Annotated in this window: 26 protein-coding genes and 1 pseudogene; 15 read left to right on the top strand and 12 right to left on the bottom strand. The window is 72.0% G+C overall.

Annotation, left to right across the window (positions count from 1 at the left end; genetic code table 11):
* Window positions 1-108 precede the first annotated feature (108 nt).
* From ACZ5U5_RS05750 to ACZ5U5_RS05740, 3 genes are all read right to left on the bottom strand, one after another.
* A complete protein-coding gene (locus ACZ5U5_RS05750; protein ID WP_469016994.1) occupies window positions 109-1,440 on the bottom strand; it encodes an MFS transporter in 1,332 nt (443 codons plus the stop codon).
* Window positions 1,441-1,516: 76 nt separating this feature from the next.
* On the bottom strand, window positions 1,517-2,560 hold the full coding sequence (locus ACZ5U5_RS05745) for a DUF8017 domain-containing protein (protein WP_469016671.1): 1,044 nt from the start codon (window positions 2,558-2,560) through the stop codon (window positions 1,517-1,519).
* A gap of 125 nt (window positions 2,561-2,685) precedes the next feature.
* Window positions 2,686-3,657: a DUF8017 domain-containing protein gene (locus ACZ5U5_RS05740; RefSeq protein WP_469016668.1), complete on the bottom strand. Its 972-nt coding sequence runs from the start codon at window positions 3,655-3,657 to the stop codon at window positions 2,686-2,688.
* 96 nt (window positions 3,658-3,753) lie between these two features.
* On the opposite strand from ACZ5U5_RS05740, the gene ACZ5U5_RS05735 reads away from it, so the two are divergent.
* The 3 genes from ACZ5U5_RS05735 to ACZ5U5_RS05725 all read left to right on the top strand — a co-directional run bounded on the left by ACZ5U5_RS05735 (window position 3,754) and on the right by ACZ5U5_RS05725 (window position 6,786).
* Window positions 3,754-4,191, top strand: a complete 438-nt coding sequence (locus ACZ5U5_RS05735; RefSeq protein WP_363206715.1) for a DUF4442 domain-containing protein — start codon at window positions 3,754-3,756, stop codon at window positions 4,189-4,191.
* A 206-nt stretch (window positions 4,192-4,397) separates the two neighbouring features.
* On the top strand, window positions 4,398-6,023 hold the full coding sequence (locus ACZ5U5_RS05730; RefSeq protein WP_469016665.1) for a carboxylesterase/lipase family protein: 1,626 nt from the start codon (window positions 4,398-4,400) through the stop codon (window positions 6,021-6,023).
* Between the two features lie 82 nt (window positions 6,024-6,105).
* Entirely contained in the window at window positions 6,106-6,786 is a 681-nt protein-coding gene (locus tag ACZ5U5_RS05725; protein WP_469016663.1) for a DedA family protein, read from the top strand.
* Between the two features lie 2 nt (window positions 6,787-6,788).
* On the opposite strand, the gene ACZ5U5_RS05720 is transcribed toward ACZ5U5_RS05725, so the two are convergent.
* Window positions 6,789-7,319, bottom strand: a complete 531-nt coding sequence (locus tag ACZ5U5_RS05720; RefSeq protein ID WP_365822243.1) for a gamma carbonic anhydrase family protein — start codon at window positions 7,317-7,319, stop codon at window positions 6,789-6,791.
* A 133-nt stretch (window positions 7,320-7,452) separates the two neighbouring features.
* On the opposite strand from ACZ5U5_RS05720, the gene ACZ5U5_RS05715 reads away from it, so the two are divergent.
* On the top strand, window positions 7,453-8,211 hold the full coding sequence (locus ACZ5U5_RS05715) for an acyltransferase (protein WP_469016659.1): 759 nt from the start codon (window positions 7,453-7,455) through the stop codon (window positions 8,209-8,211).
* Between the two features lie 16 nt (window positions 8,212-8,227).
* Here ACZ5U5_RS05715 and ACZ5U5_RS05710 read toward each other — a convergent pair whose 3' ends face one another.
* Window positions 8,228-9,091: an EamA family transporter gene (locus ACZ5U5_RS05710; RefSeq protein WP_469016656.1), complete on the bottom strand. Its 864-nt coding sequence runs from the start codon at window positions 9,089-9,091 to the stop codon at window positions 8,228-8,230.
* Window positions 9,092-9,185: 94 nt separating this feature from the next.
* Here ACZ5U5_RS05710 and ACZ5U5_RS05705 point away from each other — a divergent pair, with 94 nt between their 5' ends.
* On the top strand, window positions 9,186-9,770 hold the full coding sequence (locus tag ACZ5U5_RS05705) for a helix-turn-helix domain-containing protein (protein WP_469016653.1): 585 nt from the start codon (window positions 9,186-9,188) through the stop codon (window positions 9,768-9,770).
* A 42-nt stretch (window positions 9,771-9,812) separates the two neighbouring features.
* Window positions 9,813-10,370, top strand: coding sequence for a YbaK/EbsC family protein (locus ACZ5U5_RS05700; RefSeq protein ID WP_469016650.1), 558 nt, complete (start codon window positions 9,813-9,815; stop codon window positions 10,368-10,370).
* 73 nt (window positions 10,371-10,443) lie between these two features.
* Here ACZ5U5_RS05700 and ACZ5U5_RS05695 read toward each other — a convergent pair whose 3' ends face one another.
* The 3 genes from ACZ5U5_RS05695 to ACZ5U5_RS05685 all read right to left on the bottom strand — a co-directional run bounded on the left by ACZ5U5_RS05695 (window position 10,444) and on the right by ACZ5U5_RS05685 (window position 14,042).
* Window positions 10,444-11,661 carry a CaiB/BaiF CoA transferase family protein gene (locus ACZ5U5_RS05695; protein ID WP_469016648.1) on the bottom strand — a complete coding sequence of 406 codons (1,218 nt, stop codon included), beginning with the start codon at window positions 11,659-11,661 and terminating at the stop codon, window positions 10,444-10,446.
* Between the two features lie 81 nt (window positions 11,662-11,742).
* Entirely contained in the window at window positions 11,743-13,347 is a 1,605-nt protein-coding gene (locus ACZ5U5_RS05690; RefSeq protein WP_469016645.1) for a sensor histidine kinase, read from the bottom strand.
* A gap of 38 nt (window positions 13,348-13,385) precedes the next feature.
* On the bottom strand, window positions 13,386-14,042 hold the full coding sequence (locus ACZ5U5_RS05685; RefSeq protein ID WP_469016643.1) for a response regulator: 657 nt from the start codon (window positions 14,040-14,042) through the stop codon (window positions 13,386-13,388).
* Between the two features lie 201 nt (window positions 14,043-14,243).
* Between ACZ5U5_RS05685 and ACZ5U5_RS05680 the strand changes: the two genes are divergently transcribed.
* Together ACZ5U5_RS05680 and ACZ5U5_RS05675 are read left to right on the top strand one after the other, a co-directional pair.
* Complete coding sequence (locus ACZ5U5_RS05680; protein ID WP_469016640.1) at window positions 14,244-15,011, top strand: GNAT family N-acetyltransferase; 768 nt, start codon at window positions 14,244-14,246, stop codon at window positions 15,009-15,011.
* Entirely contained in the window at window positions 15,008-15,799 is a 792-nt protein-coding gene (locus tag ACZ5U5_RS05675) for a lysophospholipid acyltransferase family protein (RefSeq protein ID WP_469016638.1), read from the top strand. Before ACZ5U5_RS05680 ends, ACZ5U5_RS05675 begins: the two co-directional genes overlap by 4 nt.
* Here the strand turns inward: ACZ5U5_RS05675 and ACZ5U5_RS05670 are convergent.
* Window positions 15,765-16,766, bottom strand: coding sequence for an erythromycin esterase family protein (locus ACZ5U5_RS05670; RefSeq protein ID WP_469016635.1), 1,002 nt, complete (start codon window positions 16,764-16,766; stop codon window positions 15,765-15,767). The genes ACZ5U5_RS05675 and ACZ5U5_RS05670 overlap by 35 nt on opposite strands.
* Window positions 16,767-16,909: 143 nt before the next feature.
* On the opposite strand from ACZ5U5_RS05670, the gene ACZ5U5_RS05665 reads away from it, so the two are divergent.
* The 4 genes and pseudogenes from ACZ5U5_RS05665 to ACZ5U5_RS05650 form a co-directional block, all read left to right on the top strand.
* Entirely contained in the window at window positions 16,910-17,143 is a 234-nt protein-coding gene (locus tag ACZ5U5_RS05665; RefSeq protein ID WP_469016633.1) for a hypothetical protein, read from the top strand.
* Window positions 17,144-17,210: 67 nt separating this feature from the next.
* A complete protein-coding gene (locus ACZ5U5_RS05660; RefSeq protein ID WP_469016631.1) occupies window positions 17,211-17,969 on the top strand; it encodes a hypothetical protein in 759 nt (252 codons plus the stop codon).
* A 162-nt stretch (window positions 17,970-18,131) separates the two neighbouring features.
* Window positions 18,132-18,728 carry a sigma-70 family RNA polymerase sigma factor gene (locus tag ACZ5U5_RS05655; protein ID WP_469016628.1) on the top strand — a complete coding sequence of 199 codons (597 nt, stop codon included), beginning with the start codon at window positions 18,132-18,134 and terminating at the stop codon, window positions 18,726-18,728.
* A 179-nt stretch (window positions 18,729-18,907) separates the two neighbouring features.
* Window positions 18,908-19,047: pseudogene (locus ACZ5U5_RS05650) on the top strand (ABC transporter permease); the annotation flags it as partial.
* A 45-nt stretch (window positions 19,048-19,092) separates the two neighbouring features.
* On the opposite strand, the gene ACZ5U5_RS05645 reads toward ACZ5U5_RS05650, so the two are convergent.
* Window positions 19,093-19,497, bottom strand: a complete 405-nt coding sequence (locus ACZ5U5_RS05645) for a CoA-binding protein (RefSeq protein ID WP_469016626.1) — start codon at window positions 19,495-19,497, stop codon at window positions 19,093-19,095.
* 38 nt (window positions 19,498-19,535) lie between these two features.
* Complete coding sequence (locus ACZ5U5_RS05640; RefSeq protein WP_363206712.1) at window positions 19,536-20,111, bottom strand: TerD family protein; 576 nt, start codon at window positions 20,109-20,111, stop codon at window positions 19,536-19,538.
* A gap of 185 nt (window positions 20,112-20,296) precedes the next feature.
* On the opposite strand from ACZ5U5_RS05640, the gene ACZ5U5_RS05635 reads away from it, so the two are divergent.
* From ACZ5U5_RS05635 to ACZ5U5_RS05625, 3 genes are read left to right on the top strand one after another with little or no spacing between them, the layout of a single operon-like run.
* Window positions 20,297-20,974, top strand: a complete 678-nt coding sequence (locus tag ACZ5U5_RS05635) for a thiaminase II/PqqC family protein (RefSeq protein WP_469016623.1) — start codon at window positions 20,297-20,299, stop codon at window positions 20,972-20,974.
* 24 nt (window positions 20,975-20,998) lie between these two features.
* Complete coding sequence (locus ACZ5U5_RS05630) at window positions 20,999-22,447, top strand: APC family permease (protein ID WP_469016620.1); 1,449 nt, start codon at window positions 20,999-21,001, stop codon at window positions 22,445-22,447.
* Window positions 22,448-22,464: 17 nt separating this feature from the next.
* Entirely contained in the window at window positions 22,465-24,093 is a 1,629-nt protein-coding gene (locus ACZ5U5_RS05625) for an amidohydrolase (protein ID WP_469016619.1), read from the top strand.
* Here the strand turns inward: ACZ5U5_RS05625 and ACZ5U5_RS05620 are convergent.
* The gene (locus ACZ5U5_RS05620) at window positions 24,068-24,784 is read right to left on the bottom strand and encodes a 4'-phosphopantetheinyl transferase family protein (protein ID WP_469016617.1); all 717 of its coding nucleotides are present in this window, start codon (window positions 24,782-24,784) and stop codon (window positions 24,068-24,070) included. The two genes, ACZ5U5_RS05625 and ACZ5U5_RS05620, sit on opposite strands and share 26 nt — an antisense overlap.
* Between the last annotated feature and the right edge of the window lie 32 nt (window positions 24,785-24,816).

Genomic DNA, 24,816 nt, shown 5'->3' with positions numbered 1-24,816 from the left:
CTTCAGCGTTTGGTGAGGGTTTTGCTGCGAGGGTTGTTGAGGGTGGGGTCGGGGGAGTGGGTGCCTTGGCGGCGTGGGAGGCGGGTGTGGGACGTGGACGCCGTCGCTTCACCCGAGTCGGCCGACAGGGCCTTCAGCGTCGGCTGAGGGCGTAGGCGGGGGCCCGCCCAGGGGAGCGGCTGCCTTGGTGAGGTCCATGGCGATCTCCTTCGACGCCGTGCGGCGCGTCAGATTGCGTACGTCCGGGACGAAGAGCACCAGCGCCGTCACCAGGACCACCAGGGCCGCGCAGCCCCACAGCGATGCCGAACGCCCGAATGCGAGCTCGGCCGGGCCCGCGAGTGCCGTGGCGAGCGGGACCATCGCGACCGAGCCGAACCAGTCGTACGCGGCGACCCGCGACAGCTTCTCCTCCGGGATCTCCTGATGCATCGCCGTCATCCAGGAGACGCCGAACACCTCGATCGCGATGCCGCTGACGAACATCACCGCCGCGAGCCCCCACACCGGCAGCGGCACCGCGAGCGCCGCCGACGGGGCGGCGAGCGGGAAGACGCACAGGGTGCCCGCCAGCAGCAGACGCCGCGGCTTCCAGCGCATCATGAGGAACGCGCCGCCGACCGTGCCCGCGCCGAACGCGCCGAGTGCGAGGCCCCAGGGCCCCGCGCCGCCCAGTTCGTCCTGGGCGACCAGCGGCCCGAAGACCGCCTCGGCGGCGCCGACCACCGCCACCACCACGGAGAACTGCGCGACGATCGCCCACAGCCAGGGCCGTCCCGTGAACTCCCGCCAGCCCTCCCGCAGATCGGAGAGAAGCCCGCCGCCAGGCGCGCGCACCGGGATGTGACTCACGTCGAGGAGTGACCGCAGGGCCGCGGCCACCGCGAACGCCGCCGCGTCCACCGCGAGCACCCAGCCGGGCCCGATCGCGGCGACCATCAGACCGCCGAGCGCCGCGCCGCCGAGGCCCGCGCCCTGCATCGCCATGCGGTACATCGCGAAGGCGCGGCTCGCCTGTTCGCCGCTGACGGTCGACATCAGCATGCCTTCGGCGGCCGGGCCGAAGAAGGCCTGACCGGTGCCGCCGAGCGCGGTCAGCAGCATCATCGACCACAGCGGCGGCGTGCCGGAGATGACGAGGACAGCGAAGACGGCCTGCGAGAGGCAGTTGAGCGCGTTGGCCGCGACCATCACGTGGTGGCGCGGCAGCCGGTCGGCGACGGCGCCGCCGATGAGCAGGAACAAAACGAGCGGCAGCGTGCGGGCCGCCGCCACCAGACCTACGTCCCCGCCGTCGCCGCCCGAGTCGAGCACGGCGAACGCCGCCGCGATCAGGGCGCCGTGGCTGCCCAGATTGGTCACGATCGCGGCGGCGGTCAGCAGGCTGTAGTTGCGGCCGGCCCAGGAGGGGCGGCGCACGGCGGGGGGAGTGGTCACCAGGGGACTATCCACGCCGGGACGTCGACTTGCCAAACCGTTTCCGCTCGGGGTCAGGACCCCGAGCGGAATCAGCGGCTCAGGACTCCTCGGGGTCGCCGTGCAGCCGTACCGTGCTCAGGATCTTCTTCACCGTGGCGTCGGGAATCTCGTCCTTCACGCCCTTGGCGCCGTACAGCGACCAGGCGACGTACTCACCGTCGCCGTTCTTGAAGGAGAACGTCGTGGCCTTGCCGTCCGAGTCGCACTTGTCCTCCTTGACGACACCCGATGTCGTGGAGGTGGCGACGCTGCCCTTGACGCCGGACGTGGTGGTGTACGACTCCACCTTGCCGACCTTGATCCTCTTCTTGTCGGCCTTCTTCTGGCCCGTGTACCCGCCGAAGACCCACCACGCGGAGTCGTTGCGCGCGACGTCCTTGGTGTTCTTGGCGCCGTTCTGGCCCTTGGTGCCGACAGCGCCGAGGGCGACGTCGTCCTTGGTGCCGTCCTTGTCGTCGTCGGACGAGCACCACTTCGACTTGTAGTGCGCGGGCGCGGACATGCCGATGAGCGCGCTGCCGTCGCCCTTCTCCTGGTCCTCGAAGCCGATGAAGGTGCCGGGGGTGGCGACCTCCCAGTCCGCGGGGACGTCGAAGGCCGTGCCCCACTTGGGGTTCACGACGACCTGCCAGCCCTTGACCGTCGGCTTCGGGCCGTTGTCCGTGCCGCGCTCGGAGCCGCCCTCCGTCTCGCTGGGGCTCGGCTTCGGCGAGGCCGACTTGGCCGGCGACTTCTTGTCGGGCTTGCCGTCCGCCTCGTCGTCCTTGTCACCGCCGAGGACCAAAAAGCCCGTGACACCGGCGGCCACCAGGACGGCGAGCGCCGCGACGATCGCGGTGATCTTCGTCTTGTTTCCGTCCCCGCCCTGACCGCCGCCCGGCTGGGCCGGCATCGGCGGAGGCGTGGGCGCCGCCCACTGCGGCTGCTCGGGCTGCGAGAAGGAGCCGGAGTGCGGCTGCTGCTGCTGATACCCGGGCTGCTGGTAAGGGTTCGGCTGCTGGTACCCCGGCTGCTGGTACGGATTGGGATTCTGGTCCTGCGGGTTCTGCTCGCCCCCGGGCGGCTGCTGTCCTGGCCACATGGGCAGTAACCATAGAGGGGCTTGTGGCCTGATGCCATCGCTGCCCCCGCGGAGGGGACGGCGCATCGGGCCATAAGCCTCCGCGGAGTACGAAACGCCTCAGGACTCCATGGGGTCCCGGTCGTTCAGGACTTCGGCTGTGACTTGATCTCGCGCACCGTGCCGAGCATCTTCTTGACCGTGGAGTCCGGGACCTCGTCACTCACGCCCGTCGCGCCATGGAAGGACCACGAGGCGAACGCGCCCTCGGAGTCCTTGAACGCGAACACCGTGGCCTTGCCCTCCGAGTCGCACTTGCCCTTCTTCTCGACGCCCGAGGACGAGGCGGTCACCAGACTGCCCTTGAGGCCCGACTTCGTGGTGTACGGCTCGGCGGCCCCGGCCTTGACCTTCGTCTTGTCGGGCTGGGTGAAGGCGCCGTAGATCCACAGCTCGGCGTCCTTGCGCGCGGCCTCGTCGGTGCTCCTGGCCCCCTTGTTGCCCTTGGTGCCCGCCGCCGCGAGGGGCGAGTAGTCCTTGTTCCCGTCCCTGTCCTCGTCCGCCCCGCACCACTTCTCCTTGAGGTACGCCGGAGCGGCGATGGCAACGAGGGGCTTGTCGTCCGGATCGTCCGCCTCCGCGACCCAGCCGACCCAGTCCGTCGACTTCAGCTTCCAGCCCGCGGGCACGTCGAAGGCGATGCCGCGCTTGGGATTCACGACGGTCTGCCAGCCCGGGATCGTCGGCTCGGGGTTGCCGCCGTTGCCGCGCGAGTCGGAGCCGTCAGACCGCGCCGGGCTCGGCGCCGCGGACGAAGACTTCGCGGGGTCCGGCTTCGCGGCGTCGTTCTTGTCGCCGCCGAGGACGAGGAAGCCGGTGACGCCCGCGGCCACCACGACCGCCGCCGCGGCGACGACAGCTATCACCTTGGTTTTGTTGCCGCCCCCTCCGCCCCCTCCGCCCCGCGGCGTCTGGGGTGTGCCGCCGGGAACGGTGGGCGCGTTCCACGGCGCCTGCTGATGCCCCGCCTGCTGATGCCCCGACTGCTGATATCCCGGCTGGTGGTACGGATTCGGCTGGTTCTGCCCGGCCCCGGGCTGCTGCTCTCCTGGCCACATGCGCAGCAACGATAGGTGACCGTGATCCACCCCCCGCAGGCTCCTGGCCAAAGAACGCTACTGATGGGTAACATCCCGGCCATGAGCACTGACCAGATGTCGATCGGCGAGATGCTCGCCGCCACCGTGCCGATGGCCCGGACGCTGAACCTCGAGTTCCGCGAGACCACGCCCGAGAAGGCCGTGGTCGCCCTGCCCGATCAGGCCGAGTACCACAACCACGTCGGCGGGCCGCACGCCGGAGCCATGTTCACGCTGGGTGAGTCGGCGAGCGGTGCCATCGTGCTCGCCGCGTTCGGCGACCAGCTCTCGCGCGCCGTGCCGCTCGCCGTCAGCGCCGACATCGCGTACAAGAAGCTCGCCATGGGGCCCGTGACCGCCACCGCGACCCTCGGCCGTCCGGCTGCCGAGGTCGTCGCCGAGCTGGACGCGGGGCAGCGCCCCGAGTTCCCGGTGGCGATCGCGATCCAGCGCGAGGACGGCGCGGTGACCGGCGAGATGACGGTCGTCTGGACCCTGCGCCCCAATAACTGAGTCGCGTACGGGCGTTCGCTTCCGTACGTTCGTTGAACACAGCGGCGTCGCGTCGGCCGGGCCACGGGGGTCCCGACCGGCACGGCGCCGTTCTGCGTGATCCCGTCCCGCCGTTTCCGCCGGCTTTCCGTTCAACTCATTGACACGAGTCAGTAGTGGTCATAGTTTCCCGCCGCCAGGGTTGACGTCTTCAAGGGAGTCACCGCATGAGACGCACGGGACGCAAGCGAACCACCCTCACCCTCATCGCCGCCGCCGCGGTCCTGCTCACCCCGCACCTCGCGCAGGCCGCCCCGCAGGACGTTTCCCCGAGGGGTGGCGGCACCCTCGTCCGCACGGACGCGGGGTGGCTGCGCGGTGAATCCACCGCCGAGGGGCGGCAGTTCCTCGGCATCCCGTACGCCCGGCAGCCCGTCGGCGACCTCCGGTGGAAGGAACCGCGTCCCGCCAAGTCCTGGCAGGGCGTGCGCGGGGCGACCTCCTTCGGCAACCGCTGCGTACAGACGGCGAGTTGGGATCCCGGCTACGAGAACCCCAGCCATACGGAGGACTGCCTGGACCTCAACGTCTACGCACCCGAGGGGCAGCACAAGCCGCGGCCCGTCATGGTCTGGCTGCACGGCGGCGGGCTCACCGCGGGCGCGGGCGAGGACATCGTGCCCGACACCTTCGCCCGGCGTACCGGCACGGTGGTGGTGACCGTCAACTACCGCCTGGGTGCCATGGGTTTCCTCGCGGGCAAGGGCCTCGACTCGGAGGCGTCCGACCGGGTCTCGGGCAACTACGGCCTGCTCGACCAGCAGGCCGCGCTGCGCTGGGTGCGCGCCAACATCGGCTCGTTCGGCGGCGACCGGCAGCGCGTCACCATCGCGGGCGAGTCCGCGGGCGGCCGCTCCGTCTGTACGCAGCTGGCCTCGCCCACCGCCAAGGGCCTCTTCCGCGCGGGCATCGTGCAGAGCGGCGCCTACGGGGACTGCGCCGCCCGCGAGCGCGACGAGGCCCGCACGCAGGGCGTGGCGTTCGCGAAGAAGGCGGGCTGCCCCGACCCGGCGACCGCTCTCGCGTGTCTGCGCGAGAAGTCCGCCGCGGAGATCCTCGCCGCGCAGACCGGGTTCGACTGGGGCCCGGTGGCCGGCGGCGACTTCCTGCCGGTCCAGCCGGAGCAGGCGTACGAGAACGGAAGCTCCTCGCGCGTGCCGGTCCTGAACGGTGCGAACAGCGACGAGGGGCGGCTCTTCGCCTACGGCCAGTTCGACGGGCAGGGCAAGCCCCTGACCGAGGAGCAGTACCCGGGCGCGCTCACCCGGATGTACGGCGCGGAGCTGGGCGCCAAGGTTCTGAAGCGCTACCGCGTGTCCGGGCACGCCTCGCCGACACACGCGTACGCGGCCGCCCAAGGCGACCAGATGTTCGCGTGCCCCGCACTGCGCATGGACAGGTCGCTCGCGGGGCGCGGCCCCGTCTACGCCTATGAGTTCGCCGACCGCACCTCGCCGCCCTTCGCCTCGATCCGGGAGGCGGGCAAGACGTTCGACTTCGGGGCGACCCACGTCAACGAAGTGCAATACCTCTTCAAGCACTTCGGGCTCGCGTCACCCCTCGACGCGGAGCAGCGGGTTCTCGCCCGGCAGATGGTCCAGTACTGGGGCTCGTTCATCCACGGCGCCGCGCCGCGCGCAGAGGGCCAGCCCACCGCGCCCGACCAGCGGACGCAGCCGGGCCAGGTGCTCTCGCTGCGCACCGCGTCCGCGGGCGGGAACGAGCTGAGCGGCACCGTGGCCAGGGAACACCGATGCGACCTCTGGGACTCCGCCCCGGCCGACGCCGGGTGAGCGGGTAGGCTGCCCGGCGTGCGCGATCTTGGGGGGAGCGCGCACGCCGGGTACACGCACATCAGCACAGGAGGAACCGGCGTTGCACGTCCAGGAATGGCTGGAGACCGTACCGGCCGTCAGTATCTACGCGCTGGTGGGCGTGGTCATCGGTCTGGAGAGCCTGGGCATCCCGCTGCCGGGTGAGATCGTCCTCGTCTCCGCGGCGCTGCTCTCCTCGCAGCACGGCGAGCTGAACCCCGTGATCCTGGGGATCTGCGCCACCGCGGGCGCCATCATCGGCGACTCCATCGGGTACGCGATCGGACGCAAGGGCGGCCGGCCACTCCTCGCCTGGCTTGAACACAAGTTCCCCACGCACTTCAGCGCCGCGAACGTCGGCAGCGCCGAGCAGTCGTTCCAGAAGTGGGGCATGTGGGCGGTCTTCTTCGGCCGCTTCGTCGCCCTGCTCCGGATCTTCGCGGGACCCCTCGCGGGCGTCCTTCGCATGCCGTACTGGAAGTTCCTGATCGCCAACGTCCTGGGCGGCATCGTCTGGGCGGGCGGCACCACCGCCGTCATCTACTACATCGGTGTCGTCGCCGAGGACTGGCTCAAGCGGTTCTCGTACTTCGGCCTGGCCATCGCCGTCCTCATCGGCGTCGGCTCCATGCTGCTGGTCAAGCGCCGCGCCAAGAAGTCGGCGGAGGCGCGCTCGGCGGCGCAGGACGACAGCGGTGCGAAGACGGCGGCCGAGCCGGTCCCCGTTCCGGCCGCCGACTGACGTCACCCGGCGTGGGCGTCCCGGTGGGCCTTGGCGAGCTCTACGTACATCGTGCCGTTGAGGGTGACGCCCGCCCGCTCCTCGTCGGTGAGCGGGCGGCGCACCTTGGCGGGCACGCCCGCGACCAGTGAGCCGGGCGGCACGACCATCCCCTGCGGCACGAGGGCCTGCGCCGCGACCAGTGAACCGGCGCCGATCACCGCGCCGTTGAGGACCGTCGCCCCCATGCCGATGAGGCAGTCGTCCTCGACGGTGCAGCCGTGCAGGACGGCGTTGTGGCCGACCGAGACCCGCTCGCCGATCGTCATGGGGAAGCCCAGGTCGACGTGGAGGCTGCAGTTGTCCTGGATGTTGCTGTCGGCGCCGACGACGATGGGCCCGCCGTCCGCGCGGAGCACCGCCCCGTACCAGGCGCTCGCACCGGCGTGCAGCGTCACCTCGCCGATGATGACCGAGGTGGGCGCGGTGAAGGCGTCCTGATCGATCTGCGGGTTCTTGCCGCCGAACCCGGTGATGAGTGCCTCGTGGCTCATCGGAACTCTCCATTCGTACGTGTCTCGCGCCTGGCGGAACCGTACGGGACGGGGTGGGGTCCGCCGCCCTGTGGGGTGAAGATCACAGGGGTCCGGGCTCACTCAGGCGCGCGCGGCTGAGTAACGTGAGCGCGTGCCGAAGAACAGGAACACGTTCTCATCCGCGGTCGCCGACTGGCGGCGCCGCGCGGCCCAGCGCGCCGTCCACGCGGGCTGGGCCTGGGTGCAGCGGACGGGCGCCGTCACCGCGCAGCGGCCGGGCAGGCTGCGGTTCGGTGCGATCGGCCAGGGCACGAAGCTGTCCTTCCCGCAGGGGACCGTCTTCGGTGAGCCGTGGATCCGCATCGGCGACCACTGCATCATCGGCGAGCAGGTCACCCTCACCGCCGGGATGATGCCCGACCTGGACCTCGGGCCCGACCCGATCCTGCGCATCGGCAACGGCGTCGTGCTCGGCCGCGGCAGCCACGTCATCGCCGACACGACGGTGACGATCGGCGACGACTGTTACTTCGGGCCCACGGTGTACGTGACGTCCACGAACCACTCGTACGACGATCCGCACACGCCCATCGGCAAGCAGTGGCCGCGCATGGAGCCGGTCGAGATCGGCCCCGGCTGCTGGATCGGCACGAACGCGGTGATCCTGCCGGGTGCGAGGCTGGGCCGCAATGTCGTCGTGGCCGCGGGCGCGGTCGTCCGCGGTGACGTCCCCGACCACGCCGTGGTGGCCGGAGCGCCTGCCCGCGTGGTGCGGACCTGGGACCCCGAGGCGGGGTGGCAGCCGCCGTTGCGGACGCCCGCGCCCGTGCCGATTCCTGACGGGGTCACGCCGGAACAACTGCTTGCTCTGGGGGAGTTGGACGACCTCGACCTCGGTGAGCAGGTCTGACGCACGGCGCTCCCGCTCAGCTCGCCAGGAGCACCGTGCCCACCAGGGCCAGGCCCGCGCCCGCCGCCTGCACCCCGCGCAGCCGTTCCTTGAGCACCAGTCGGGCGGCGAGTGCGGTGACCACCGGGTAGACGGAGGCGAGCACGGCGGCCACGGTGACCGGGCCGTTCTGGGCGGCAACCGAGTACGTGCCGTTGGCCGCGACGTCCGCGAGGCCGACGAAGGCCAGGGCCGGGACCGCCGCCCACACGACGTGCATTCCGCCGCCCTCCGGGAGCGCCCTGCCGCCCCGCTTGACCGAGACGAACAGTGCCGCGCCGCCGGTGGCCACGTTCGTCACGCGCTGCACGAACAGAGCCAGGAACAGGCCCGTGAGGTTGCTCGACGCCTCCGAGATGAGCGCCATCACCCCGCCGAACCCGAAGGCCGCGACCAGCGTGAGCAGGACCGCCTGCCGCTGCACGGGGGCGCCGCGCAACTCGGGGCCGCCCGCGAGGACGATGCCGATCACGGCGACGGCGATCCCGGCGAACTGCGGGACTCCCGGCCGCTCGCCGAGGAGGAGCCCGACGCCCACCGGCACGACGACGCCCAGCGAGCCGAGCGGCGAGACGACGCCCATCGGGCCGAGCGCCAGGGCCTTGTAGAAGGCGAGCATCGCGGCGGGGCCGACGAGCCCCGCGCCGACCGCGAACCACAGCTGAGGGCCCCACTCCGTCCAGCCGCCCGTGGCGACCACGATCGCCCCGAGTACGACCACCGCGATGGCCTGCGAGACGACGACCACCGTGAGCGCGGGGAGGCGCCGGGTCAGCAGCCCGCCGCCGAAATCGGCCAGGCCCCACAGGAGGCTGGTGGCCAGGGCGAACAGTGCTGTCATCGGAAATCCTCGCAGTACAGTGTGGTGAACCTTCAGGTGCACCACACCGTAGTTCAATATCCTAAACTCTGTCATCCAATATATTGGACGGAATGTGTCGGACCTCGATCAGCTCACCCAGTCCCTCGCCCGCAACCTCAAGCGCTGGCGCTCGGAACGGGGCTTCACGCTCGATGCGCTCGCGGCCCGCGCGGGCGTCAGCCGCGGCATGATCATCCAGATCGAGCAGGCCAGGACCAACCCCAGCGTCGGCATCACGGTGAAGCTCGCCGACGCCCTGGGCGTCAGCATCACCACGCTCCTCGACTACGAACAGGGCTCGCACGTACGGCTCGTGCCGCCGGAGCAGGCCGTGCGCATGTGGTCCACGGAGGCGGGCAGCAGCACGACCCTCCTGGTCGGGACCGAGGCGCGCGGGCCCTTCGAGCTGTGGGCCTGGACGCTTATGCCCGGCGACGGCAGCGACTCCGACGCACACCCGCCGGGGACGATGGAGCTGCTTCACGTGGCCGCGGGCGAGCTGACCCTCGTCGTGGACGGCGTGGAGCATCTCGTGCCCGCCGGTTCGGCAGCGTCCTTCGAGGCGAACGTGGCGCACGGCTATCACAACAAGGGTGCCGATCCCGTCGAGATGACCATGTCGGTGTCGGTGCCCCCGGCGCACGCCTCCTCGTACTGAGCCGCGGGGTCCTGCCGTAGGGCGGCCTGTTAGCGTGCGGCCATGCGTGCACCCATGGGAGATTTCGACGACGTCCGACCCGCGCCCGAGGCCCTCGGCCTCCTCGTCGCGCCCGTCGCGGACGCCGTGCGCGGATGGAGCGGGAGCATCCCCGCCGAGCAGGTCATCCACGTCGACACCGACCCGCGGTGGGCCGACACCGCCACCTTCGTGGAGCACTACGGCCAGGACATCCTGGAGCAGTCAGCGAACTGCGTCGTCGTCGCGGGCAAGCGCGGCGGCGAGACCTCGCTCGCCGCGTGCCTGGTCCTCTCCACGACCCGCGTCGACGTGAACGGCGTCGTGCGCCGCCAACTCGGCGCCCGCAAGGCCTCGTTCGCGCCGACGGACACGGCCACCGGCGAGACCGGCATGGAGTACGGCGGCATCACGCCGATCGGCCTGCCCGCCGACTGGCCGCTGCTCGTGGACGCCGCCGTCGTCGACCTTCCGTACGTCCTGATCGGCAGCGGCAGCCGCCGGGGCAAGCTCATCGTGCCCGGCAAGGCGTTCGCCGAGCTGCCCAACGCGGTGGTGCTCGAAGGGCTCGGCGTCGCCTGACACGGGCCGAGCCCAAGTCGACCCGCACGGGCCGAGCCCAAGTCGCCCCGCACGGGCGAGGCTCATGCCCCGCTCACCCGCAGACCCCTTCCGCGCGGAGCCGGGCGATCTCCTCGCGGCCACGCCCCAGCTCCCCGAGGATCCGCTCCGTGTGTTCGCCCGCTGCCGGTACCGGGTCCATGCGCGGGGCCACGCCCTTCAGGTTCGCGGGCGGCACCAGTGCCCGCACCGGTGACGAGCTGCCCGGAATGGCGACCTCCCGCCAGCGGTCGCGCTCGACGAGCGCGGGGTGGTCCAGGAACTCGGCGACCGAATTCACGCCCGCGTTGGCGATGTTGGCGCGGTCCAGGAGATCCATCGCCTCGTCACTGCCGAGCCGGGCGAACCGCGCGGAGATGATCGCGTCGAGTGCGTCGCGGTGCGCGACCCGGTCGGAGCCGGTGGCGAATCGCGGGTCGTCGGTCAACTCGGGCTGCCCGATGACCTGTTCGCACAGGGCAGCCCACTCGCGCTCGTTCTGCACGGACAGCAGCACGTCCTTGCCGTCGGACGCGGTGAACGGGCCGTAGGGCGCCACCGTCGCGTGCCGGGCGCCGACGCGCGGCGGCTGAGTGCCGCCGTACCGCGTGTAGTAGGCGGGCTGGCCCATCCACTCGCCCAGCGCGTCGAAGAGGGAGACCTCGACGGCCGGTGCGCGCCCGGTGGTGGCCCGGGTGAAGAGCGAGGTGAGGATGCCGCTGTAGGCGTACATCCCGCCCGCGATGTCCGCCACCGAGATGCCCGCCCGCACCGCCTCGTCGGGTGTGCCGGTGAGCGAGAGCAGTCCGGTCTGGCACTGCACGAGCAGGTCGTACGCCTTCTTCTCCGACCAGGAGCCGCTGGTGCCGTACCCGCTGACGGTGCAGGGGATCAACGAGGGGTAGCGGGCCTGGAGTTCGTCCGCGCCGAGGCCGAGACGGTCCGCGGCACCGGGGGCGAGGTTCTGCACGAACACATCGGCGTCCGCGAGGAGTTCGTGCAGGATCGCCCTGCCCTCCTCGGACTTGAGGTCCAGGGTGAGGGACTCCTTGGAGCGGTTGAGCCAGACGAAGTAGCTGGCCTGGCCGTGCACCGTGGTGTCGTAACGCCGGGCGAAGTCACCGCCGCCGGGGCGCTCGACCTTGATCACGCGGGCGCCGAGGTCGGCGAGCTGGCGGGTGGCGAAGGGAGCGGCGACGGCCTGCTCCAGACTGACGACGGTGATGCCCTCCAGTGGGAGGTGTCCTGCCGGTTCGTGGTGCGTCGTCGCCATGACTGCCCTACTTTTCCTGTCTGGGTTCGCGGGTGGTTCGCGGGTGCTGCCTGAGTCTGTACGGTCACACGGCACGCCGCTTCAGTCGCCCTCACCCACGACCGACTTGGACACGAGCCGCCCGTTGTCGAAGCAGAGGCGGTAGCCGTCGCCCGACATGAAGCGGGTGCTGTAGTACGCGCAGTCCTGGCCGCGCGGTGTCGCGGGCGCACCGTCGGGTGGTCCGTCCATGGTGAAGTCCGGAAGACGGGACTCCACTTCGTCGCGCGGCTGCCCGGCCCGCAGGCCGTCGTACACCTCCCGGTCCAGGACCGAGAAGACGGAGCTGATCAGACTGAGGGGGATCATGAGCAGCAGGATTCCGGCCAGGACCGCGAGCGGGGTCAGGACCGCCTGGGTCAGCCGCCGTCTGATCCGCCGCCTGGCCAGCTCCAGCTCCCTGGCGGAGGTGGTGGGCCGGGGGGTGTCGGCGGTGCGTGGGGCGGCGCCGGCCGCGGGCAGCACGGCCGTCACCCCGAAGCCGCCGTCGGCCGTGGGGTCCGCGCGGAGCGTGCCGCCCGCCAGGCGCACCCGCTCGTCGAGGCCGACGAGTCCGCTGCCGCCCGACGCCACTCCGGGCAGGCGGCCCGCCGGGGCCGGGTCGTTCACCACCGTCAGGCGCAGAGCGTCGCCGTCCCGCTCGATGCCGACGCGGACCGCGGCGCCGGGCGCGTGCTTGGCGGCGTTCGTCAGGGACTCCTGGAGCACACGGTGGACGGCGAGAGCGACCATCGGCGGCAGGTCCTCGGTGGCGCCCCACCGTTCGAGCGTGACCTCGACCCCGGAGGCCCGCGCGCGCTCGACCACGGCTTCCGGGCCCTCCTCCGACGGCGCCCTGGGCGGCACCTCGTCGTCGGCCCGGAGCACGCCGATGATCTCCCGAAGCCGTTCGGTCGCCGCTCCCGCGGCCTCGCGCAGCTCCGCGACGGCCGCCTGCTGGCGGGCGTCGAGGGTGGGATCGACCTCAAGGACGCCCGCCTGGACGGCGATGAGCGTCAGATCGTGGCCGAGCGAATCGTGCATGTCACCCGCGATCCTGGCCCGTTCGCGGATACGGGTGCGGTCCGCGACAGCCTGCTGCTCGTGTTCCATGCGCTCGGCGAGCCGCCAGCCGGTGGCCGTCAACTCGCCGTACTGACGGCGGTACCGGCCGAGAAGCCAGGGCAGCACCACGCCGGTCAGGAAGGTCAGGAGCATCGTGGGCCAGCCCCACAGATCGCTCGCCACGAAACCGTTCAGGACGAGTCCGGCCACGGCGGCGGCCCCGAAGAACCACAGCGCCGGACGCACCGCGGCCGTACGACTGCCGGCGAGATACCCGAAGACGGCGAGCGCCGCCCAGTACGCGGGCGTCAGCATCTCCGCGTCCGTCAGCAGGCTCAGCGCGACGGGCACGGCGAGCGCGCCGAGCGGCCACCGCCTGCCGAAGGCCACGGCGCCCCCGAGCAGCGGGATTCCCACGGCCGCGACGACGGCGGCACGCCCGCCGGGGCCGAGGGCGGCCGAGAACGGCGGCGCGCACACCACGAGCAACAGTGCGATGTCGAAGAGCCGGGGAAGGAACCGGGAGAACCCGGGAAGGAGCCGGGGGAACCGGGTGGAAAACCGGGGAAGGAGCCGGGAGGACCAGCCGTTTGCGGCGCGCATCCGCCAAGCATCGCCGATCACCCCGGACCTCGGGCCGCTCATTCCTCGCCGATGAGCCCCGCCTCGTACGCCAGGATCGCGGCCTGCACCCGGTTCTTGAAGCCGAGGTGGGCCAGGACCTGACTGACGTACGCCTTCACCGTGCCCTCGACCACGTGCAGCCGCCCGGCGATCTCCGCGTTCGACAGACCGGCCCCGACCAGCGCGAGCACCTCACGCTCGCGCGCCGTCAGTTCCTCGATGCGGGCCCGCGCGGTGGCCTGCTTGCCGAGCTGCCCCGCCCCGAGACGGGAGATGACCCGTCGCGCGATCGACGGGGAGAGGTACGCGCCGCCCTCGGCGACGGCCCGAACCCCGGCGATCAGCTCGCGCGGAGCGCCGGACTTGAGGAGGAAACCGGCGGCCCCGGAGCCGAGCGCGCTCGCGATGTACTCGTCCTCGGAGAACGTGGTGAGCATCGCCACCGCCGTGTCGGGCGCGACCTTGTTCAGCTCGGCCGCGGCACCGAGGCCGTCGAGCCGCGGCATCCGGATGTCGAGGAGGCAGACGTCCGGACGGTGCCCGAGCGTCAGGTCGACCGCCTCGCGCCCGTCGGCTGCCTCGGCGACGACCTCGATGTCATCGGCGGTGCCGAGGATCGCCCCGATCCCGGCCCTGATCATCGCCTCGTCGTCGGCAAGCAGCACTCGGATCATGTGCGCACGCTACCCCGGCCGTTGATGACCTCACGAAAGTGCGGGGCAGGTGTTTGCGCTCGCCGTTCACCTGATGCTCACGCGTGTCCTGACCGTCGGCCTCGCGGTCATCGTGCGCAGTTCAGCCTGGGCCATCACCGTGCTGTACGTGCTGCTCTTCACCGGGCAGACGACCTCCCCCGAACGGAGCCCGGATCTGTCATGCCCTCGACATCCGCTACCCCCCTGACGCCCTCCGCTCCCGCCGCCTCCCGTGCCTACGTCACCTCCGTCGCCGACTCCGAAGAGCAGATCCGGGCCGCCCAGCGGCTGCGGTACCGCGTCTTCGGCGAGGAGATGGGTGCCACGCTCCACACCTCTCTGCCCGGTCACGACGTGGACCCCTTCGACGACCTCGCGGACCACCTGATCGTCACCGACACCACCACCGGCGAGGTCGTCGGCACCTACCGTCTGATGCCGCCCGGCCGGGCCGAGAAGTCCTACTCCGACGGCGAGTTCGACCTGCGCGCCCTTGAGGGGCTGCGGTCCTCCACGATCGAGGCCGGCCGCTCCTGTGTGCACCCCGACCACCGCTCCGGCGCGGTGATCAACCTGATGTGGTCGGCCCTCGCCCGCTACGTCCTGCTCTCCGGCCACCGCTATCTGGCGGGCTGCGCTTCGGTGCCGCTGTCCGACGGCGGCAGGGCGGTGTCGAGCGCCTGGCTGCTCGGTACGTCCCGGCACGCGTCGCCGCCCGAGCTGCGGGTGCAGCCCCGGCGGCCCTGGGTGCCCACCGCGCCGCCGGTGGAGCGGCCCGCCTACACCGACCTGCCGCCGCTGCTGCGGGGCTACCTCCGCCTGGGGGCGTGGATGTGCGGGGCGCCCGCGCACGACCCCGAGTTCGACGTCGCCGACTTCTTCGTCCTCCTGGACATGGACCGGCTCGGCGACCGCTACCGCCGCTATTTCCTGGGGGAGACGCAATGAGCCCCGCGGGAACCCCGGCGGCGCTGTGCACCCCGGCCTGCGTCACCCGGTCGGCACGGGAGGCCCCGCCGGGCGAACTGGCCCGCCGGTACGCCGCGTTGGCGTACGAGATCGGCGTCGGCGTGACGCAGGGCGCGCGCCTCGCCGAGCCGCGGGCGCTGCGGGCGCGGGCCCGGGGGATTCTGGGCGCGCTCGGCATACGCCTCGAGGCGGGGCCGGAGCGACTGACGGTGACCGGTGCCCGGCCCGGCACCCTCGTCGTCGCCAACCACATCTCCTGGCTCGACGTCGTCAGCCTGCTCGCCGTGGAGCCGGTGACGGTCCTGGCCAAGCGGGAGGTGGGCCGGTGGCCGGTGATCGGCTCGCTCGCCCGGCGGGCCGGAAGCCAGTTCATCGACCGCGACGGAATACGCCAACTACCCGCAGTGGTATCCGAGGTGGCGTCGACCTTGCGCTCGGGCCGCTCCGTTCTCGTCTTCCCGCAGGCCACCACCTGGTGTTCCGTGGCCGGTGGCCGCTTCCGCCGGGCCACGTTCCAGGCGGCGGCCGACGCGGGCGCACCCGTAAGGCCCGTGACCATCCGCTACTACCGGCACGGCATGCGCAGCACCACGGCGGCCTTCCTCGGCGACGAGTCCTTCGGGGCCTCACTGCACCGCGTGGCCCGTGCCCGTGGCCTGACGGTCCGCGTCACCGCACACGCCCCACTGCACGGCTCCGACCGCCGGGAACTGGCGGCCGCGGCCCAAGCGGTCATCGGCGCCCATGAGATGCCCGCTCATGTGTGAGCGGCGGCCCGGAAGGCTGAACGGAATCCCCGAGAGCCCTGGCCGGAGTCACCTCGCGGACATGCGCCACGGCATCGAACCACTGCGCGAGGGAGCTGCCGGACAGGTGGTGGCCGGCGTCCTCGCGGGCGTCGTACGAGGGGCCGACCAGGCGGGTCTTCGTGGGAGCACCGAACCAGGCGTCGACGGGTGCGGGGCGCCGGGCGCGCAGGTCGAGGAAGTACGCGGGCAGGTCGACGGCACCGAGTACCGCTTCGGCGAAGTCCGCGGGCGGTGCCGGATGACCCGCGCCGTGGTGGAAGGTCACCGCGACGGAGGCGTACGCCTTGCCGAAGTGCTCACGCAGGTAACCACCGGCGTTGCGGTGGGTCTGCGGAGCGGGTGAGGACACCGTCCGGGGGGCGCCGACGGCGGTGTGGGCGAGCCCGCCCCAGTGGACGGTCTTCAGCCGGGTGCGTTCGTGCCACCGGATCGTGCTGTCGGCCAGAAACCGCTCGATCTCCGCGAGACCGCCGACGGGCATCGCCGACAGCGACGGCGGTGTGGCCAGTTGCACGGGGTCGTGCGGGTTGCGTTCGTTGTGGGCGCGCATCCAGCGCAGTACGTCGAGAATTTCGCCCGTCCGCAGGAAGGGGCGGGCCTCGGAGAGCAGCGCCCGCGGGTCGCCGGCGCCGGTCAGGACGTACGCGTCGAGGCCGAGCCGTGCCGGATCGCCCCCTTCGAGGATGAGTGAGCGGAATCCTTGCTCCTCGACCAGGTAACGCAGCATCCGATGCTGGACGACGGACAGTTCATGGGTGGCGCGGGACCCCACGCCGAGCGCGACGATCTCGGCCCCCGCCACCGCGTCACCCAGCGGGCGCAGGTCGTCCGGCCCGGCCGACGGGTCATGGGCGTCGAGGGGACGGGCATGTTGGCTCAGCCAGTCGGCCACGGCTTCGGAGGGAGCCTCTGATGTCGGGTTCATGGAGTCAGGCTCGTACCTGAACCTTGATTGAGGTCAAGTGGGCGGTAGGTCACGGGAACTTCGGCCCCCGCGTGGCCGACTCCTGAACAGGCGCGGGCGTGACGGTTCCGTGCTGTCGCGTCACGAGTGTCAGGAGAGCGGCGATGAGCGACCGCCCCCAGTTGTCCCTGCTCTGCGGTTTCCTCGCGCTGCTCGCGGTGATCTTCGCGGTGTCGTACGCCGTGGGGTCGGCCGTCGGGCCGGGCGCCCCCGGCACACAGCGGACCGAGACCGAGACCGGGACAGAGACCGAGCCCGGGACGCATGAGGGAGACATGGGGGACATGCATTCCGGGGACGACATGGGGGACATGCACTCCGGCGACCCCGGCCGATGAGCAGGGCGGGGGTAATTCGCGTACCCATCCGTGAAAGGAGGGGCGTGAATGCAAGGATGTCCCCGCCATGACTGCTGGATGGTGTTCTCGCGCGGTACGGGCTGCGGTGTTCGCGGCCGCCTGTGTGCTGCTCGCTGCCCTGGGGCACGTCATGATGTCGGGCGCCTCGGTGCCCTGGTGGACGCTGGGAGCCGGAGCCGTCGGAGTCGGCGGCACGGCGTGGCTCCTTGCCGGCCGCGAACGGGGTCTGCCCCTGGTCGTCTCCGCGGCGGTGGCCGCTCAGGCTGCGCTGCACTCGGGGTTCTCCCTGGCCCAGGCCGCCGCGCAGCCGTCGGCCGGAGTGCCGCTCGTGCGGCGCTGGGTGCAGCACATGCTCTGCGCCGCACCGATGGGCGCCGATTCCATGGGGTCCATGGGACGGGGACAGGGCTCGGCCGTGTCCGCGCCGATGCCCGACGCGAGCACGACGCCCATGCCCGCCATGCCCGCGTCCTCGATGGGCTCCTCCATGGAGCACATGGATCACATGGGCGGCGGCCACGACATGAGCGGCATGTCGCCGACCGGCATGCTCGCCGCCCACGTTCTCGCCGCGCTCGTCTGCGGCCTCTGGCTCGCGCACGGCGAACGCGCGGCCTTCCGTGTCGCGCGTGCCTTCGCCGGGTGGCTCGTCGCCCCGCTGCGGGTGCCTCTCGCGCTGCCCACGCCCGCACACCGGCCCCGCATCCGATTCCATCGCCACCGTTCGGCGGGCCGGCCGCGGCAGTTGCTCCTCGTCCACGCCATCACTTCTCGGGGTCCGCCCGCGGGGACCGCTGTCGCCTGACAGCCGGATCCCCGACGCCGTTCCCGCGCGCCATCTCGCGCGGCCCGACGGCTCGGGCATCGGTCGTACGCACTCTCGCGCGGCCGTACCCCCCTCACCGGACCCGCCGGACGCACGCACGTACGGCGTGTCCGGGTCCCGGATTCCCGAGAAGGACACCAGGTGATCATTCCTGCCCTGCCCAGCTCACCCGACGAGTCGATAACGGCCTGGGCGCTCGCCGCCCGCGCCGGAGACCCCGAAGCGGTCGAGCACTTCGTACGCGCCCTCCACCGGGACGTCCGCCGGTACGTGACGTACCTCGGCGGCGACCCGCAGGCCGCCGACGACCTGACGCAGGACACGTTCCTGCGCGCCCTCGGCAGCCTGCACCGGTTCGAAGGGCGCTCGTCCGCCCGTACGTGGCTGCTCTCCATCGCCCGGCGCGCGGTGATCGACAGCCTGCGCTACGCCGCGGCCAGGCCCCGCCTCTGCGACACGGACGACTGGCAGTCCGCCGCGGAGCGGGCCCAGCCCAGGGGCCTGCCGGGCTTCGACGACGGTGTGGTCCTCGCCGACCTGCTCGCGACGCTGCCCGACGAACGGCGTGAGGCCTTCGTCCTCACCCAGCTCCTCGGGCTGCCCTACGCGGAGGCCGCGCTGCTCACCGGCTGCCCGGTGGGCACGGTCCGCTCGCGCGTCGCGCGGGCCCGCATCGCGCTGATGGAACGCGTGCGGGAAGCCGAACGGCCCGCCCTGGCGGGCGCGGCGGCAGCCTAGGCGCGGCCTTCCCCCAAGGCCCTGAGCTGTGCCGGAGTGAGACGGTCCGCTCCGGCGCAGCACAGGGCCTCGGGCACGCGGTCCTGCGGCCACCCCAGTGCGGCGGCCAGCCGGGCGACGGGGAACGCTGCGCCCGGCGTGCTGCAGCGCGGCCAGTACGGTCAGCGCGTGCCCGACGGGAGACGGCCGGAGTGCTGGGGGTCTGGGCGCCGTGGCCAGTCTGCTGGTGGCGCCGGTCGTGCTGCGCCGGATGGCCCGCAGGGAGTCGGGCTCCAGCGTGGCGCGGCGCCGGGAGAAGGCGCTGCTGCGGGTGGGTTGAGGAACCCACCCGCAGCAGCGCGATCCCCGCGCACGCGGCGGAGCGTCAGAGCATCGGGAGTTCGATCGCCGGGCAACGGTCCATCACCATCTCGAGGCCCGCGGCCCGAGTCCGCTCGTACGCCGCCTCGTCGATCACGCCCAGTTGGAACCAGACCGCCTGCGCGCCGATCGCGACGGCTTCCTCGGCGGCCTGGCCCGCGAGGGCGCTGTTGAGGAAGACGTCGACCACGTCGACCTTGAAGGGCACCGCGGAGAGGGACGGATAGCCCTTCTCGCCGTGCACCGTCTCGGCCTTGGGGTGGATCGGGACGACCCGCTTCCCGTACCGCTGCAGGACACCGGCGACCCCGTACGCCGCTCGCTCCTCGTTCGTGGACAGGCCCACGACCGCCCAGGTGTCCCCGAGTTCCGTCAGGATCTTGCGCACTGTTGCCGGATCGCCGTACACGTCCCGCTCCTTCTGTTGCCGTTCGTCAGACGCGCACGTCAGACATTCACGCCGAAGTCCGACGCGATGCCGCGCAGCCCACTGGCATAACCCTGGCCGACCGCGCGGAATTTCCACTCCGCGCCATGGCGGTAGAGCTCGCCGAAGACCATGGCGGTCTCCGTCGACGCGTCCTCGGAGAGGTCGTAGCGGGCGATCTCCACGTTGTCGGCCTGGTTGACGACGCGGATGAAGGCGTTCCGGACCTGGCCGAAGCTCTGGCCGCGGTTCTCGGCGTCGTGGATGGACACCGGGAAGACGATTTTGGTGATCTCGGCGGGCACCTGCGCGAGGTTCACCTTCACCGCCTCGTCGTCGCCCTCGCCCTCGCCCGTGAGGTTGTCGCCGGTGTGCTCGACCGAACCGTCGGGGCTCTTGAGCTGGTTGTAGAAGATGAAGTGCTGGTCGGAGACGACCTTCCCCGAGTCGTCGCAGAGCAGCGCGCTGGCGTCCAGGTCGTAGTCAGTGCCGGTGGTCGTACGGACGTCCCAGCCCAGGCCGACCAGGACGGCGGTGAGGCCGGGGGCCTCCTTGCTGAGCGAGACATTGCCGCCCTTGGCCAGGGAAACTCCCACGATGTCCTCCTGAAGTCCTGAGGTGAAGTGCGTACCGGCCGTGGTCAGGGCCGGGAACTAAAAACTACAACACTGTAGAAAGAGGCGGGATGGCGTGCCCCCTCGTACCGCGTCCCGTTACGATGTGGCGCTCCTTGAGGGGCCGTCAAGAGAGCCGGGTCTGCCGAAGGCGGGAAGGACGGACGATGACACGGACCGCACAGGAACTCCTCGATGACGTGACGGCGCGGCTCGCGCCCGATCCGGCGGCCAACCCGCTCGTCCCACGCCTCGCGGACGGCACCGCGAACCGTTCCGCGATCACCGCTCTCGCCCTGGAGCAGCGCTCCGTGATCCCCGCCGACCGCCGCTCCTTCCTGCACCTGGCCGCACGCTCGGCCGACACGGGCGAAACCGAGTGCGAGGCATTCTTCCGCACCCTCGCCGAGGGCGAGACGCTCGCCTTCGACCGACTCGGTGCCCTGGTCGCCGCGTGTGGCGTGGACGCATCCGACGCCGACGCGTACGAGCCCCGGGCGGGCTGTCAGGCCTATCCGGCGTACGTGGCCTGGCTCGCCCTGAACGGCAGCCCCGTCGACGTGGTCCTCGCCCTGACCGCCAACTTCGCCTCCTGGGGCGCCTATTGCGCGACGCTCGCCGATGCCCTGCCCGCGCACTACGGCTTCAGCGAGGAGGCCTGCGGGTTCTTCGCCCTCTTCGCCGAGCCCGCGCCCGACCTGGAGCGGCAGGCGCTCGCCGCGGTGCGTGCGGGCATGGACCATGGCCTCGACACGACCGGATCCGCCCTGCGTCACGGGAAGCTGCTCCAGCGCTACGAGGCGATGTTCTGGGAGACGCTCGCCGACCTGGCGCACGGCCTCTGACCGCCTCTGCCCGGGAGCACCCGCGTGACCGCATCCTCCCCCCACGCCACCAAGGGCCTCAGCGGCGGTGCCGTCGGCACCGGCGACCTCGTCTTCTTCGTCGTGGCCGCCGCGGCGCCGCTGACCGTGATGGCCGGAGTGGCCCCGCTGGCGATCGGCATGGCAGGCCGTGCGGCACCCCTCGGCTACCTGATGTCGGGGCTGCTGCTCGTCGTCTTCGCGGCCGGATTCACGGCGATGAGCCGCTTCGTGCGCAACGCGGGCGCCTTCTACGCCTACATCGGGCGCGGGCTCGGGCGCCCCGCCGGCACCGGGTCCGCGTACGTCGCGCTGTTCTCGTACAACGCCATCGAGGTCGGACTGCTCGTCGCCTTCGGGTGGTTCACCGAGTCCGGGTTCGAGGACCTGACCGGGGTGCGCGTGGCCTGGTGGGTCTGGGCTCTGGCCGGGCTCGTCGCGATCGGTGTACTCGGCTATCTGAAGGTCACCTTCAGCGCCAAGGTCCTCGGTGTCGCCCTGGTCCTCGAAGTCTTGGTGCTGCTCGTCCTCGAAGTCGGCTTGTTCGCGCACGGCGGTGGCCCGCAGGGCTTCGGCCTCGGCACGCTCTCACCCGAACACCTGGGCGGACCGGGCGTCGGCGGCATGTTCGTGCTCGCCGTCGGCGCGTTCGTCGGGTTCGAGGCGACGGCCATCTACGCGGAGGAGGCGCGGGAGCCCGGACGCACGGTGCCGCGCGCGACCTACATCGCCGTGGCCTTCCTCGCACTCTTCTACACCTTCACGGTGTGGACGATCATCAACGCGTACGGCTCCGACCGCGCCCAGGCCGTCGCCAACGGCGAGGGCGGCGCCGACATGGTCTTTGCGGCCACCGAACGGTTCGCGGGGGCCTGGGCCGCCGACTCCATGCACGTACTGATCATCACCAGCGCCTTCGCCGCGACCCTCGCCTTCCACAACGGCGCCGCCCGCTACTTCTACGCCCTGGGCCGCGAAGGGCTGTTGCCGCGCCGCCTGGCCACGGTGTCGCCGAAGACACGGGCACCGGTCACGGCGGTCGTGGCGCAGTCGGGGCTCGCGCTGGCCGTCGTCGCCGTGACCGTCGTCAGCGGCGCCGATCCGTACACCGTCACCTTCCTGTGGAGCAACGGCTCCGGCATCCTCGGCGTGATGCTGATGCAGGCGCTCGCCGCGCTCGCGGTGTACGGCTTCTTCCGGCGCGACCGCAGGGGCATGCCCGCCTGGCGGGTTCTCGTGGCCCCGCTGGTCGCGTGTGCGGGCCTCGCCGTCCTGATCGCCCTGGTGTGCGCCAACCTCGATCTCCTGACGGGCGCTTCGGGCGGCGTCAACGCGGCCCTGATCGCGCCGCTTCCCGTGCTGTTCGTGGCGGGAGCGGCACGGGCCCTGTGGATCCGGCGGCGCGATCCGCGGGCGTACGAACGACTGACGACCGTGGACGCGGAGAGCGTGTGATGGAGGAGCGGAACAGCATGGCGGACGAGACAGCGACGTGGGTCTTCCTGGGGGCGGTCCGCACCGGAAGCGATGTCCACGCGGACACCACGGCACTCGCCGTACGCGACGGACGCGTCGTCGCGCTCGGGGACGAGGCGCGCGACCTGGCCGAAGTGGCCGACGAGGTCGTCGAGTTGGGCGACGGGCTGCTCATGCCCGCCTTCGGCGACGGTCACGCCCACCCTCTCTTCGGCGGCCTGGAGAGCTTCGGCCCGCAGATCAAGGACCTCACCTCGGTCGCCGCGATCGTCGCGGAGGTCGGGCGGTGGGCCGCCGCGCACCCGGACGCAGAGTGGATCGTCGGCGCGTCCTACGACCCCGCCCTCGCGCCCGACGGCGAGTTCGACGCCCGGTGGCTCGACGCGGCGGTGAGCGAACGGCCCGTCGTGCTGCGGGCCCACGACTACCACACGGTGTGGTGCAACTCGGAGGCTCTGCGCAGGGCCGGGGTGCGGGACTCGACGCCCGACCCGCGGCTCGGCTGGATCGTCCGGCGCTCCGACGGCTCGCCGATGGGCACCCTGCGCGAGTGGCACGCCTGCGACCTGGTGCTCGACCAGGTGCCCGCGCGCGAGGAGGCCGAACTGGTCGAAGCGGTGCGCCGCGCGGGCCGGGCGTACGCGCGAGCGGGCATCACCTGGGTGCAGGACGCCTGGGTGGAGCCGGAGATGGTGGAGGCCTATCTCGCGGCGGCCCGGCACGACGCGCTGAGCGTGCGTGTGGACCTGGCCCAGCGCGCCGACCCCGACCGCTGGCGCGCGCAGCGCAAGCAGTTCGACGCGGCACGTGCGCGCGTGAACGCCGAGGGCGGCCCGATGCTGTCCGCGCGCACGGTGAAGTACTTCAGCGACGGCGTGATCGAGGGCGGCACGGCCGCCCTGCTCGACCCCTATGTGGACGCGCCGCACAGCTGCGGCATGCCCGTGTGGGAGCCGAGTGCGCTCACCGAAGCGGTGTGCGCGTTCGACGCCGACGGCTTCCAGACGCACATCCACGCCATCGGCGACGCGGGCGTACGGGCCGCGCTCGACGCGGTGGAGGCCGCGGCCCGCGCCAATCCGGCCTGGGACCGGCGGCCCGTGATCACCCACGTGCAGCTCGTCGACCCGGCCGACCTGCCGCGCTTCGCCGCACTCGGCGTCATCGCCAACTTCGAGCCCCTGTGGGCGCAGCCCGACCCGCTCCAGACCGATCTCTCCATGCCGCGGATCGGCGCCGAACGCTCCGACCGGCAGTACCCGATGGGGGAGTTGGCGCGCGACGGGGTGCGGCTCTCGTTCGGCAGCGACTGGCCCGTCAGTTCGTACGAGCCGCTCGAGGGCATCCAAGTCGCGGTCACCAGGCGCACGTTCGACGGGGTGCCCGAGGGCGGCTGGGTCCCGCACCAGCGGCTCACCGTGGAGCAGGCGCTCGCGGCGGCCACCAGTGGCGTCGCCCACCAGGCCGGTGCGGACGACCGCGGCGCGCTGGTGCCCGGCGCGCCCGCGGACCTCGTCAGGCTCTCCGCCGATCCGCGTGCCGTCGATCCGATGGCCATCCGGCACGTGCGGGTGCTCGGCACCTGGCTCGGCGGGGTGCCTACCTTCCGGTCGGGGCCGGAGTGAGGGGCAGGACGATGGCGGTGACCGCGACGCCGTCACGTATCAGCCAGTTGCCCGCGAAGCCCGTCAGCTCACGCCCCGCGACGGTCGGCCCGGGGACGAGGAGCGCCGCGGTGAACGTGCCGTCCGGGGACAGGTCAAGGCGTGCGTCCTCGAAGCCGAGCCAGCGGCCGGTGAGCGGGAACCACGTCTTGTAGACGGACTCCTTGGCGCTGAAGAGCAGCCGGTCCCAGGGAACGTCGGGGTGCCGCACGCCCAGCTCGGCGAGGGCCGCGCGCTCCGACGCGTCCGAGACCAGCTTCAGGACGTCGGCGTCGGCGAGCGGAGCGGCCGGTTCCGCGTCGATGCCGACGGAGAGGACCTCGGAGGCGCGGGCCACGGCTGCGGCGCGGTAGCCCGCGCAGTGCGTCATGCTGCCGACGATGCCGTCGGGCCAGCGCGGCGCGCCCTTGGGCCCCGGCAGGATCGGCGCGGGCGGCACGCCGAGCCCGGCCAGCGCGGTGCGGGCGCACTGCCGGACCGTGGCGAACTCGCGGCGCCGCTTGTCCACGGCCCGCGCCACGACGTCCGCCTCCTCGGGAAACAGGAAGGGATCGGCCGGGTCTTCGCGGGTCTCCACGACGGTGACGGGCGAGGCGGCGAGCAGCGACCCCAACACGTCAGTGGCGCCGGGGACTTGGCGAACGGGATTCATAGGTGACGTCACAACGGATCACCGTACCGGGG

This window comes from Streptomyces sp. NPDC033177, from assembly GCF_055577715.1.
The sequence above is the reverse complement of the archived record's forward strand: the minus strand, read 5'-3'. Positions and strand labels throughout refer to the sequence as shown.